The organism is Chromohalobacter sp. 11-W (assembly GCF_029889905.1).
GTDB lineage: Bacteria > Pseudomonadota > Gammaproteobacteria > Pseudomonadales > Halomonadaceae > Chromohalobacter.
This window is the reverse complement of sequence record NZ_JARANZ010000001.1, coordinates 366,423-378,906: the sequence shown is the minus strand read 5'-3', so window position 1 is coordinate 378,906 and position 12,484 is coordinate 366,423. Positions and strand designations below refer to the sequence as shown.

At 64.0% G+C, this 12,484-nt stretch carries 11 protein-coding genes; 6 read left to right on the top strand and 5 right to left on the bottom strand.

Going from position 1 to position 12,484, the window contains the following annotated elements; all coding sequences use genetic code 11:
- Positions 1-5 precede the first annotated feature (5 nt).
- A complete protein-coding gene (locus tag OP494_RS01670) occupies positions 6-1,508 on the top strand; it encodes a PLP-dependent aminotransferase family protein (protein ID WP_280539010.1) in 1,503 nt (500 codons plus the stop codon).
- On the opposite strand, the gene nfi is transcribed toward OP494_RS01670, so the two are convergent.
- Positions 1,505-2,224, bottom strand: a complete 720-nt coding sequence (gene nfi / locus OP494_RS01665; RefSeq protein WP_280539009.1) for a deoxyribonuclease V — start codon at positions 2,222-2,224, stop codon at positions 1,505-1,507. The genes OP494_RS01670 and nfi overlap by 4 nt on opposite strands.
- A gap of 93 nt (positions 2,225-2,317) precedes the next feature.
- Here nfi and OP494_RS01660 point away from each other — a divergent pair, with 93 nt between their 5' ends.
- Positions 2,318-3,601, top strand: coding sequence for an exonuclease SbcCD subunit D C-terminal domain-containing protein (locus OP494_RS01660; RefSeq protein ID WP_280539008.1), 1,284 nt, complete (start codon positions 2,318-2,320; stop codon positions 3,599-3,601).
- Positions 3,598-6,903: an AAA family ATPase gene (locus OP494_RS01655; protein ID WP_280539007.1), complete on the top strand. Its 3,306-nt coding sequence runs from the start codon at positions 3,598-3,600 to the stop codon at positions 6,901-6,903. Before OP494_RS01660 ends, OP494_RS01655 begins: the two co-directional genes overlap by 4 nt.
- Here the strand turns inward: OP494_RS01655 and OP494_RS01650 are convergent.
- The 3 genes from OP494_RS01650 to OP494_RS01640 form a co-directional block, all read right to left on the bottom strand.
- Entirely contained in the window at positions 6,900-7,181 is a 282-nt protein-coding gene (locus tag OP494_RS01650; protein WP_280539006.1) for a DUF86 domain-containing protein, read from the bottom strand. The two genes, OP494_RS01655 and OP494_RS01650, sit on opposite strands and share 4 nt — an antisense overlap.
- 60 nt (positions 7,182-7,241) lie before the next feature.
- Positions 7,242-7,532, bottom strand: coding sequence for a nucleotidyltransferase family protein (locus OP494_RS01645; RefSeq protein WP_247639354.1), 291 nt, complete (start codon positions 7,530-7,532; stop codon positions 7,242-7,244).
- Positions 7,533-7,723: 191 nt separating this feature from the next.
- Positions 7,724-8,212, bottom strand: coding sequence for a hypothetical protein (locus OP494_RS01640; protein WP_280539005.1), 489 nt, complete (start codon positions 8,210-8,212; stop codon positions 7,724-7,726).
- 289 nt (positions 8,213-8,501) lie between these two features.
- Here OP494_RS01640 and OP494_RS01635 point away from each other — a divergent pair, with 289 nt between their 5' ends.
- Entirely contained in the window at positions 8,502-9,482 is a 981-nt protein-coding gene (locus OP494_RS01635; protein WP_280539004.1) for an alpha/beta hydrolase, read from the top strand.
- Between the two features lie 125 nt (positions 9,483-9,607).
- Here the strand turns inward: OP494_RS01635 and wrbA are convergent, their stop codons facing one another.
- A complete protein-coding gene (wrbA, locus tag OP494_RS01630) occupies positions 9,608-10,213 on the bottom strand; it encodes an NAD(P)H:quinone oxidoreductase (protein WP_280539003.1) in 606 nt (201 codons plus the stop codon).
- 109 nt (positions 10,214-10,322) lie between these two features.
- Between wrbA and argE the strand changes: the two genes are divergently transcribed.
- Both argE and OP494_RS01620 read left to right on the top strand, forming a co-directional pair.
- A complete protein-coding gene (gene argE / locus OP494_RS01625; protein ID WP_280539002.1) occupies positions 10,323-11,483 on the top strand; it encodes an acetylornithine deacetylase in 1,161 nt (386 codons plus the stop codon).
- Positions 11,484-11,574: 91 nt separating this feature from the next.
- The gene (locus tag OP494_RS01620) at positions 11,575-12,390 is read left to right on the top strand and encodes an FCD domain-containing protein (RefSeq protein ID WP_280539179.1); all 816 of its coding nucleotides are present in this window, start codon (positions 11,575-11,577) and stop codon (positions 12,388-12,390) included.
- The last annotated feature ends 94 nt before the right edge of the window (positions 12,391-12,484 follow it).

Sequence of the window (12,484 nt, the reverse complement as noted above, 5' to 3'; positions counted from 1 at the left end):
AACCAGTGATCGATCCGAATGCCCACCGGCTCTGGATTCAGGAGGCGTTGAATCTTCAACTCGCCGAGCCGGACGACCGCACGCTCAGCCAGCGTCTTTATGATGCCCTGCGCAGCGGCATCCAGCAGGGGCAACTGCCCCATGGAAGCGCCCTGCCCTCATCCCGACAACTGGCCTTCAGCCTGGGTATGGGACGCAATACCGTGCTGAGCGCGGTCGACCGACTCATCGCTGAGGGCTTTCTGGTATCGCGTCCGGGGGCCGGGGTTTTCGTTGCCGATTGGCAGTGGGGAACACAGCAACGCCTCGAAGCGCCAGCACCGCTATCCGTGGCGCTCTCGCAACGCGGCGAACGTCTCCTCGAATTCACGGCGCCCTCGAGCGAACGCCATACTGCCTTCGCTCCGGGCGTACCGGCGCTGGACCGTTTCCCCCGTGAACGCTGGCAACGCTTGCTTAGACGCCATCAGCAGCGAGCGCCGGTGGAATGGTTCGATTACCAGAATGCAGGGGGCGTCAGCACGCTACGCGAGGTGCTGTGCGATTACCTGCGCCTATCTCGCTCAGTGCGCTGCCAACCGGAGCAGATCCTGATCACCCAAGGGGCGCAGCAGGGCTTCGAGCTGATCGCACGACTGCTCGCCGACGTCGGGGATAGCGTCTGGATGGAGGAGCCCGGCTATGGCGGCGCGCAAGCCTGTTTTGCTTCGGCGGGACTGGCCCTGCAGCCGGTATCGGTCGACGGTGACGGCTTGAACGTCGCGTCATTGCCCGCCGAGACGCCACCCCCCAAGCTGATTTATGTGACGCCATCGCACCAGTACCCCAGTGGCGCGACCCTGCCGCTGTCACGCCGTACGGCGCTGTTGGCGTTCGCCCAGCGACATGGCGCTTGGATCATCGAGGACGACTACGACAGCGAATTCCGCTATACCAGCGCGCCGATCGCCTCGCTTCAGGGGCTGATGGATAACGCCCCGGTGATCTATGTCGGCACCTTCAGCAAGGTTCTCTATCCGGGACTACGGCTGGGCTATCTGGTACTACCACCGTCGCTGGTGGCGAACTTCCAGCGCATCAACGCCCGCCTGCACCGAGAAGGGCAATATGTCGCTCAGGCGGCGCTGGCCGACTTCATCGGCGAGGGTCATTTCTCGCGTCATGTAGCGCGCATGCGCAGGTGCTACCGACACCGCCAGGCCGCGCTTCGCCAGGCGCTGGCGCCGGCGGTTTCCAGCGGGCTAGAACTCTCCTCCGGCCACGCCGGGATGCATCTGGTCGCATATCTGCAAAGCCATGAACTGGAACGCGAACTGGTCCACCGAGGCAAGCAAGCGGGCCTGCGACTCTCACCGCTTTCCGGCTTTTATCTGCAAGCGCCCAGCCAGCCGGGGCTGGTCCTCGGCTATGCCGGCGCAACGGATGCCGAGATCGAACGCGCCGGCCGGTGGCTCAGCGAAACGTGGCAGTCACTGACACTAGACGCAGCCAACAGTAGCCCCGACTAAGCTTTGCCCCGCCGCGATGCCAGCCGATCCGCCAGCCGCGTCGGCTCGGGCAGTTTAGTCTTGCCCAGGCAGGCGTTCGTCCATTCCAGCGCTGTGGGCAGGTCCAGCCGATGTCCCGGTGAAACGATTACCGGTTTGACGTTCTCCCGCGAGCGCAACATGGCACCGATGATCACGCGTCCTTCGGCATCGGTTTCGACGTCAGCGGGGTCCTCGGCGCGGCGACGGTCGGTGAGCGGCGTCCATTCACCGCGCATGGCCGGTACTTCGCCGTGACGACCGCAAAGCACCTTCTTGGCCACACCAATCGTCGGCAGATCGAGCCATAGTCCCAGGTGCGAGGCCACACCGAGACGCCGTGGATGCGCGATGCCCTGGCCGTCGACCATCACCAAGTCGGGGCACGACGCCAGCCGCCCAAAGGCAGCCAGGGCGGCGGGAATCTCGCGAAACGACAGCAACCCCGGAATATAAGGCATACGTGTCGGCTCGCGGTGTACCACCGACTCTCGCAACGTCAGCGACGGCCACTCCAGCACCACGACCGCCGCACGCGTCGTCTCGCCGCCATCCTCGAAGCCGATGTCCACGCCCGCGATGCAGGTCACCGCCTCCGGCTTTCCGTGCCTGACCACGCGCGGTGCCAGGCGACGCTGCAGTGCCACGGCCTCCTCGGGGGTCAGCGTCCAGGCATGCAGATCTTCATGATGTGTCATACCGCCTCCTTGTGGTTCCTTCTCCTTGTCAGTGGCCCCATTGGGCCGCCCTCCCGCAACCGGTAGACTGACACTCCGGTATAGGAGATCTGCGTGAAACTCATCCACACAGCGGACTGGCATCTCGGCCAGACCTTCCACGGGCAAGAGCGCCACACCGAGCAACGCGCGTTTCTCGACTGGCTATTGGCGACCCTCGAAACGCGACGCCCGAACGCCCTGCTCATCGCAGGCGATATCTTCGATGTCGTCAATCCATCGCTGCGCGCCCAGGAGATGCTCTACGACTTCATCGTCGAGGCGCATCAGCGCTTGCCGCAACTGACCATCGTCATGATCGCCGGCAACCACGACAGCGGCAACCGTATCGAATTGCCCGCGCCACTGATGCAGCGCCTCAATACCCACGCCCTGGGCCGGGTGAGCTGGCTCGACGACGGACGACTCGACGCCGAACGCCTACTGGTACCGCTGACCGATGCCGAGGGCGAAGTTCGCGCCTGGTGCCTGGCGCTGCCCTTCTTGCGGCCCTCCGAGGTCACCGGTGGTACAGCACCGAGCGGCGACGAGACCGACGACGCCTCACGCAATACCTATGTCGCGGGCATCACACGCGTTCACCAACAGCTCATCGACGCGGCGCGCGAACGGCGCGTCCCCGGTCAGGCGCTGATTGCCATGAGTCACGCTCATCTGCACGGCGCCGCGGTTTCCGAGGCCAGCGAGCGGCCCATCGTCATCGGCGGCGAAGAATCGATCCCGGCCTCGTTGTTCCCCGCCGACATCGCCTATGTCGCACTGGGTCACCTGCATCGCGCCCAGCAGGTCGGCGAGGAGCGCATCCGCTACAGCGGCAGTCCATTGCCGCTGGACTTCAGCGAGGTGGCCTATCCCCATCAGGTCATCGAAGTCACGCTCGACGGCGACGCCTTGCGCGATGTCGAGAGCCTGGCGGTCCCGCGTCCGGTGGCCATGCATCGCCTCGGCCCGGCGCCACTCGACGACGTGCTCGCCGAGCTAGACGCCCTGGCGGATACGCCCGAGCTATCGACAGATCAGGGACGGGATCTCCCTAGAGAACGCTGGCCCTGGCTCGAGGTACGCGTCGAACTCGACGCCCCGATGCCCGACCTGCGCGCCCGGGTAGACGCGGCACTCGACGGCAAGCCACTGCGCCTGCTGCGTCTGGAGCGCCGCCTGCCGCGAGTCGCCGCCGAAGACGCGCCCGCCCGCATCGACCTGGCGGCGCTCGGCCCGCGCAAGCTATTCGAGCGTACCTGGCAAGCGCGCTGGGGGGAGCCACCCGCCGACGACGTACTCGCCGACTTCGACCGGCTACATCAGGACGTGCTCGACGACGAGGAAACCACGACATGAAGATCCTCGCCCTGCGCCTGACCAACCTTGCCTCGATCCCCGGCCCGCTCGAACTCGACTTCACCGCCGCGCCGCTCGCGGAGGCCGGCCTGTTCGCCATCACCGGCCCCACCGGCGCCGGCAAAAGCACCTTGCTCGACGCCTTGTGTCTGGCGCTCTACGGCAGCACGCCCCGGTTGCGCCAGGCGCCCGGCCAGAACGCCCCGCTGCCCGACGTGGGCGACGCTACCCTCAATACCGCCGACCCGCGCACCCTATTGCGCCGAGGCACCGCCAGCGGCCATGCCGAAGTCGATTTCCTGGGCCGCGACGGCCGCCGCTATCGCGCCCGCTGGGCCGTGCGCCGCGCCCGCGAGAAGGCCGATGGCAAATTGCAGAAGATCGAGCAGTCGCTCACCGATCTGGATAGCGATCGCCTGCTGACCACCCAGAAACGCGAGTTCGACCGCCTGCTGCCCGAGCGTCTGGGGCTCAGCTTCGAGCAATTCACCCGCGCTGTACTGCTGGCCCAGAGCGAATTCGCCGCCTTCCTCAAGGCCGACGACAACGAGCGCAGCGACCTGCTCGAACGCCTCACCGGCACCGCCGAGTACTCCGAGATTTCGGTCGCCGCCTACCGCCGCGCCAACCAGGCCAAAAAAACCGTCGATGCGCTGGAGGCCAAGCTCGCCGACGACTTGCCCGCCGAGGCCGAAGCGCGCGCCGCACTCGAAAAGACCACCGAGGCTGCCCAAGCCGAGCTCGACACCGTGCAACGCCATGCCAAGCGCCTGGAGACACAGGCACAGTGGCACGCCACGGAGGCCAAGCTTCGCGATGCACACACCCAAGGGCAGCGCGAGCACTGCGATGCCGAGACGCATTGGCAAACGCTGGCCCCAGCCCGCGCCGACCGTGACTGGCAGCGCCTGATCGCGCCTCAACGTCATCGTCTGGCACGTCAGGCCTCGCTACCCGACGAGATCTCGCGTCTCGAGACGACTCATGCCGACACCTGCGAGGCCCTGGCGCAGGCCGAGGCCACGCAGCAGCAGGCCAAACAGACCCACGCCACGGCCGAACAGGCCCTTCAAGACGCCGACGCGGCACGCCGCACGGCCGAGCCTCAACTGCATCAAGCCCGCGAGCAGGCACAGCAACAGGCTACCCGCGAGCATCAGTTGGCCGAGCTCGACAACACGCATGCCGCGCATCGCCGCGAAGCGCAGGCGCTGACTACGCGCCACCAGGAAGCCCACGCGACACAGCAACGCCAGCGCCGCCAGCGCGATGACTGGCAAGCCACCCTGCGCCAGTTGATGGGCGAGCATACCCGCGTGGAAGACGCCCGCCAGGCCGTTCAGCGCGCGCATGATCATGCCGCTCGACGTCACTTGGCACTCGGTGAGCTGCAAAGCCGCTGGCAGACCGCCTACCGTGCCGAGCACACCCAGCGCACGCTCAATGAGCGCCTAACAAAAGATTCAAAGCGCCTCGAGGCATTGATCACCCAAGGCCAGGCCGCGCGTCAACGCCTCGATGAGCATGAGCGCCACTATCGCAGCGTGCTGGAATTCGTCGAACGCGGTCGCGCAGTGCGCAGCGAGAGTGTCACGCACCTGCGCGACGCCCTCGAGGAGGGCCAGCCCTGCCCGGTGTGCGGCGGGCTTGAGCACCCTTGGCGCCACCAGCCGCCTCAGACGCCCGAAGCCGCCCAGCTTGCCGCGCAGCAAGCGGAAGAAGATCGTCAGTTGACGGACGCTCAGCAGCAACGCGACCACGCCCAGCAACAACGCGATGAACTCCTAGGCCAGTACCGCGCGCTGGAGGCCTCGCTCACGCAACAACGCCAGGACGCTGCGGATGCCGATAAGCGCCACCAAGAGGCGCATCAGGCACTCGACGAACATCCGCTATACGCCGAGCTTGCCAACATCGATCCCGATCGGCGCGACACCTGGCTGACCGAACAACGCCAGACAAGCGACGCCCAACGCGCGCAACACGAGGAAACGCTTCAGGCCCTTGCCCGCGCCGAGGCCGAGCTGGCACCGCTCGACGAGGCATTGCGCCAGAGCGAGCTGACACTGGCGCAACTCGACACCCAGCGCATCCGCCTCGACAAGGAACTCACAGAACTCGATGCGCGTCTGCCACCGTTACGCTGCGAGCGCGACGACATCGCCGCTCGGCTCAAGGCTCTGCTCGGCGAGCATGCCTCGCCGGATGCCTGGCAACAGCAGCTCGATACGCGGCAGGCTTCCGCGCGCCAGGCGCGGGATACGGCGCTTGCCAAATGCCATGACAGTGAGCGGGAAACCCAGCGACTTGCCCAGCAGTCGCACTACGAGGCCGAGCAGCTTGCCAAGCTCAAGCAGGAACTCGATACCCTCGCCCGTGAGCTGAATGCCTGGCGCCAAGCTCACCCTGAGCTGGGCGACGCCACCCTGCAGCGGCTACTCGCCGAAACCGACGACGCCACCGAACGCCGGGAACGGGAGCTGACTCAAGCCGAGCAGGCCCGCCAGCAGACCAGCGCCACCCTCGGCGAGCGCCGCCAGGCCCTCATCGCGCATCGCCACGACCAGGCTTTGACCGAGCACGACGCCAGCGCAGACGCTCTATTGAGCGAGGCAGTCGACGCCCGGATCGATCAGCGCCGGGAGGCGCTCGACACCGAGCGTGACGCCCTGTCACCCCGACATGATGCCGCCCAGGCACACCGTGACGACGCCCTGCACGCCCTGCGCGACGACGACCGCAAGCGTCAGCGCCAACGCGAAGGGCAAGCCGAGCTCGACGCCGCCCGCGCCGAGTACCGTCGCTGGGGCCGCATCAGCGAGCTGATCGGCTCCGCCGACGGCAAGGTCTTCCGGCGCATCGCGCAGGCCTACAACCTGGAGCAACTGTTGGAACATGCCAACGCGCATCTGACGGGGCTGAGTCGCCGTTACAAACTAATTCGCGGCGGCAGCGAGCTGGGGCTTCTGGTGGAGGACCGCGACATGGGCGACGAGCGCCGCTCGGTACATTCGCTCTCCGGCGGCGAAACCTTCCTCGTTTCGCTGGCGCTGGCGCTGGGACTCGCCTCCATGGCCTCCGGCGAACTCGTCATCGAATCGCTGTTCATCGACGAAGGCTTCGGCAGCCTCGACCCGCAATCCCTGGCGCTCGCCATGGACGCCCTCGACGGTCTGCAAGCGCTGGGGCGCCGCGTCGGCGTGATCTCGCATGTACAGGAGATGCACGAACGCATCCCGGTGCAGATTCAGGTCGAACCGCTGGGCAATGGGACGAGTCGAGCGCGGTTGGTGAGTACCTAGGTGTACTTTAAAACCTCTAGCCGTACGCGAAGCTCGGGGATATGCGTCTGAATGATGCTCCAGACAGTATCGGCATCAATTCCGAGATAGGCATGTATGAGGCGATTCCGCGTGGCGATGATCAGACGCCATGGAATCTCCGGGTGAGCGGCACGTATATCATATGGAATGCGGGTAGCTGCCTCACCGATCAATTCCAGATTGCGGAGGGTGGCATCATATGTCAGGTCGTGCTTAATGAAGCTTTCTTGATCCAGTCCATCAGTGTAAGCAAGCACTTTTCTGAGAAGCCGATCATGTCATCAATGTAGAAGCGCCACTCTCGTGGTGGTCTATTTTCAGACATGCATGGCCTCGCGCTCGATGAAAGGTCGAAGCTCGGAACGCAACGCCTTATCGGTCACCAAGTCCACCGGACGCCCCAAGAGATCTTCCAAATAGAATTGCACCCCGAAATAGCGATCTGCCGTTGCCGGGCCCTCGAAGCTCACCAGGACATCGACGTCACTGCGCTCTTCCGCCTCATCGCGCGCCATGGAGCCGAAGAGCGCGAGGTCCCGAACACCAAATTGCTGGACCATGGCAGGCAGGTGCTGCCTCAGTAACGACAGCGTTTGCAATTTGTTCATCTTTTACCTCCATGTCGGGCAGTAACGGACTCACTGCGCCCTTTGCCTCATGTGCGCTTAGCATAGCACCCGGCACTCCCGCATCAACGACCTCCAAGGAGCCCGTCACCCCATCTCGCTCGGACCTCGGCCCTGACGACGCAGAACAATCGCCGCGCTGAACGGCCGCCTCCGCCGTCCTCGGCTCGGCATCATAACGCCCGAAGCCGCAACCAGAGGCGGCCGATACCGACGGAGCTGGCGAACAGTATGATCCCGATACTCGCGGAGAGACCACCACGCCAGAGACTGTCTGGACTGGCGGCGCCCAGCGTTTCCAGTCGTGCATAATGCGTGCCCAGCGTGACCAGACCCGACGCCAGATAACCGATGCCAATCAAGGCAGTCCCCACGGCCATCAGAGTCGCCGACGAGGCTGAGACTTCCCCCTCAGAGGATGTTAACCATCGACTGATCGGCTTACGCGCCAGGAGAAGCCCCGCTCCAAGCAGTACACCGACGAAGAAATGCACACCCTGGATGGCGAGCATATTCGGTGCCTCCGCCTCTTGAGCTACCGACGAACTGGACCAGACAATATAAAGAGACGTGGCCTGGTTTGAGAGCGTCCTGACCAGCAGCCAGATCCCCGCAATACCCAACAGCGCTTCGCACAACGAGCGAGTATGGAAACTGGGCATATATCTCCTTGTAGTGAGGGCATGTCGAAAAAATCGCGTTCCGTGTACATGCCCTCAACATGTGTCGATGCCGTGAACATATCAACTTGCTTCCCATAGAGTGCCATTGAGAGGCCATCCCTCGGTAGCCAGGCATTGCGTACTATTTTGCCATCAACGACTCTGTCAGCAACGAAGGCGGTATCCGAGACACCAAGCTGATCGACACCCTATCCGCTAATCGCCCACGCTGGTGATGACGCAACGCGTGGCGACATAAGAGGCCCAGAAAACCTGACACGAGGTTCCCATGAAATTCGCCATTGGCTTACTCTTGCTGATCAGCGTGGGGCTGGTGGGCGCTATCGCCTTGGCGCTTATCTTCGGCGGTCCGTCCCACCCACCAACCTTGGAAGGCGTCAATGCGCCATTCAAGACACTCGATAATAGCGACCTACCGGTACTCAGCACCTATCAGGCGCGAGACGGCAAGCCTCTCGGATTCCGCCGTTACTCGCCTGCTACCCGCGCATCACATGGCAGTGTGGTGCTGCTCCACGGCTCCGCTGCTGACAGCCGCAGCATGCACCCGCTGGCCAAGGCGTTCGCCGCCGCCGGGTATACCGCATACGCGCTGGATGTTCGCGGACACGGTGCCTCCGGCACCCGCGGCGACATCGCCTACGTGGGACAACTCGAGGATGATCTAGAAGACTTCGTGCATGCCGTCGACCCGGTCGCACCCTGCACGCTCGTGGGTTTCTCTTCCGGTGGTGGATTCGCGCTCAGGGTGGCCGGTAGTCAACGCCAGCAGCTGTTTTCCAGCTACCTGCTACTGTCGCCGTTCATCAGTCAGGAGGCACCCACGTACCGGGCAGATAGCGGCGGCTGGACCCGCATCGGATTACCGCGTTACATCGCCATCACGCTATTGAACCGGTTCGGTATCGACGCCTTCAATCATCTGCCCGTGGTACGTTATGCCATCGATGAGAGTGCCGACCTGACACCGGCCTACTCATACAACCTGGCCCAGAATTACCGGCCGATACCCGATTACCGGGCTACCCTACGCGCGACTCACCACCCGATGCTTGTGCTGGTGGGCGAGGATGATCAAATCTTTCGTGCCGATCAGTTCGTCTCTGTGTTTCAACACGCCGGCAGCGACGTAGCGGTCGATCAACTCCCCGACATCGACCACATCGGTCTCATACTCGATCCCGACGCCATCGATGACACCGTCGCCGCTATCCAGGCGCTGAACGGGCAGAAAATGTCAGCCCCGTAGTAGGACGGGGTAAATACCTAGGCGACGTGTCAAAAACACGCACTTCGTGTACTGATCCCTGACACTAAAACGCCGCGCCCGAAGGCACGGCGTTTTGGTGTCTTTCGAAACGCTTCGGACGGCGCTCAGCCGGCGAGCTTGGCGGCCATTTCGGCGGTGTGCTGGCCCTGAAAGCGGGCGATGGTCAGTTCGTTCGCGCTGGGTTGGCGGCTGCCGTCGCCACCGGCGATGGTCGTCGCGCCGTAGGGCGTACCGCCGGAGACTTCCTCAAGCTCGCTCAGCGCCGCGCAAGAGTACGGTACACCGACGATCGCCATGCCGTGGTGAAGCAAGGTGGTGTGAATCGAGGTCAGCGTGGTTTCCTGCCCGCCGTGCTGGCTGGCGGTAGACGTGAAGGCGCCGCCCAGCTTGCCAATCAGCTTGCCTTGCGCCCAGAGACCACCCGTCTTGTCCCAGAAATTGCGCATCTGCGACGCCATGTTGCCAAAGCGCGTGGGCGTGCCGACGAGAATCGCATCGTACTCGGCCAAGATGCTGGGGTCATCCAGCACGGCGGCGGTGCTGTCTGCCTTGTAGCCAGATTTTTCGGCGACGTCAGCGGGCACGAGTTCGGCCACGCGATACAAATCCACCTGGGTGCCGGCCACGCCGCGTGCGCCTTCGGCGACGGCATTGGCCAATGTTTCGATGTGCCCGTAACTGGAGTAATAAAGGACGAGAATCTTGCTCACGTGGGTACTCTCCTGACTGGATGTATGGACGCTCTCAAGATGGCGCACGCTCGCGCCAGCGTCAAAGTGACGTGCTAGGCTGGCGCAAAACATTCCGCTGGAGGCCGCCATGCCCAACACCACTGCCCTGCTCGAACGCCTGATTGGCTTCGACACCGTGTCGCGACACTCCAACCTGGAATTGATCGCCTTCATCGAGGCCTACCTTGCCGAGCATGACGTACCGTGTACCCGCATTACCAACGATGACGGCAGCAAGGCAAACCTGCTGGCCCGCATCGGCCCCGAGGTGGCGGGCGGCGTGGTGCTGTCCGGGCATACCGACGTGGTCCCCGTAGACGGCCAGCCTTGGAGCAGCGATCCCTTCACGCTGACCGACAAGGACGACGGCCGCCTCTACGGCCGCGGTAGCTGCGACATGAAGGGCTTCATCGCCAGCGCACTGGCACAGGTACCGCGGTGGCAAGCGCGCGACTTGCAGCGCCCCATCTACCTAGCGTTTTCCTACGACGAGGAAGTCGGCTGCCTGGGTGCGCCGCGCTTGATCGAGCGACTGATGGCCGATGCGCCGACGCCGGCGGCAGTCATCGTCGGCGAGCCCACGCTGATGGCGCCGGTGGTGGCCCAGAAAGGCATCACCAACCTGCGCACCACGGTGACCGGTCGCGAAGCACACTCCAGCCAGGTACGCCAGGGCGTCTCCGCCGTGCATGTGGCGGCTCGCTTGGTGACGCGCATCGAGGACATCATGGCGGAGCTGGTCGCGGAGGGCCGTGTCGATCCACTCTTCAATGTGCCCCACTCCAGCCTGCACGTCGGCAAGATCCAGGGCGGTACGGCGATCAATATCATGGCCCGCGAGTGTCATTTCGATTGGGAAATCCGTCATCTGCCAACGGACGGTTTCGACGCCTTGTTCGAGCGTTTCCAGCACTACGCCGAAACGCTGATGCACGAATTACGCCCACGCGCACCGCAGATCGACATCCATACCGAGCATCTGACCGAGACCGTGCCCGCTCTGGCCGACCGTGATAACCAGACGGCGCTCGAGTTCTGTCATGCATTGCTGGGCGCTACCGACAACCAAGCCGTGGCCTATGCCACCGAGGCCGGTCAGTTCCAACGCGCCGGCCTGCCGACGATAATTTGCGGCCCCGGCAGCATCGCTCAGGCGCATCAGCCCGACGAATATCTGGACGTTGCCCAGCTCGAGGCCGCCGATGCCTTCATGACTGCGCTTGGAGAGCGTCTGGCAGCCTCCGGCTAGACTCAGAGTCATCGCGACCTTCGCATTGGGCAAACATCGTCAGGTGTGCGGCACGTGGCGCATGACCACCGACCATCGGCGCCTTGTCGAAATGTTCGACATATGCCAGCGTGAGCGAAATGATTCGGAACGATGTCACGTGAAGAGCAAACAAACCCCATCCCGCAAACGCCCTAGCGTCGCCGAGGCGCTAGCGAAGGAGATCTTCTCCGGCGAGTATCAGCCGGGGGATTTCGTGCCGCGCGAAGTCGACCTGTGCGAGCGCTTCGCCCTCAATCGCTCGGCCGTGCGCAGCGATCTTCGCCAGTTGGTCGATGCCGGGATCATCGAACGCATCTCAGGGCACGGCTCGAAGGTCCGCGAGTATCCGGAGTGGAACATTCTCGATGCTCAAGTCACCGAGTGGATGACGCGCTATGCGGCGCCCAACCCCGGTGTGCAGCGCGAGATTCTGGCCTTTCGCCTGGACGTGGAGCCCTATGTCGCCATGACCGCCGCCAAGCACGCGACGGCGCATGACTTGGTCGCCATCGAGGAGGCCTTCAACGGCATGGGCAGTGATCTCGACGACCCCGCTTCCAACCGTGACGGCCGCCTGCATAGCGACTATGACATCGCCTTCCATGTGGCAATCTTCAAGGCCACCCACAACATCGTCTGGTCACAGCTTTCACACATTTTGCGCCCCTCGATATTGCTGCTAATCGAGACCTCGAACGTTAGCGCCAGCGACCCGGCGCAGAGTCTGGAGCGCCACCGGGTGCTGATGGAAAGTATTCGCGCACGCCGACCACACGATGCCTTTCGCGCCTCGCAAGCCGTGCTCGCCGGCACCGCCAGCGCCTTGGGGCTGGAGATTCCCGACACACCGCTTGGGCATAGCGCCGAGCTGTTGTCCGAAACCTGACACGCCTCAAGTTCCACGCTCTCAACGCAAGCTCCTGAAACACGAAAAGGGCGTCGCATGGCGACGCCCTTTTGGGTAGCTGAATGCTCAGCGG

Coding starts and splice junctions, on each gene's coding strand:
- nfi (WP_280539009.1), bottom strand. CDS start 2,224: ATGACACATCATGAAGATCTGCATGCCTGGACGCTGACCCCCGAGGAG.
- OP494_RS01655 (WP_280539007.1), top strand. CDS start 3,598: ATGAAGATCCTCGCCCTGCGCCTGACCAACCTTGCCTCGATCCCCGGC.
- OP494_RS01645 (WP_247639354.1), bottom strand. CDS start 7,532: ATGAACAAATTGCAAACGCTGTCGTTACTGAGGCAGCACCTGCCTGCC.
- OP494_RS01640 (WP_280539005.1), bottom strand. CDS start 8,212: ATGCCCAGTTTCCATACTCGCTCGTTGTGCGAAGCGCTGTTGGGTATT.
- OP494_RS01635 (WP_280539004.1), top strand. CDS start 8,502: ATGAAATTCGCCATTGGCTTACTCTTGCTGATCAGCGTGGGGCTGGTG.
- argE (WP_280539002.1), top strand. CDS start 10,323: ATGCCCAACACCACTGCCCTGCTCGAACGCCTGATTGGCTTCGACACC.
- OP494_RS01620 (WP_280539179.1), top strand. CDS start 11,575: ATGTTCGACATATGCCAGCGTGAGCGAAATGATTCGGAACGATGTCAC.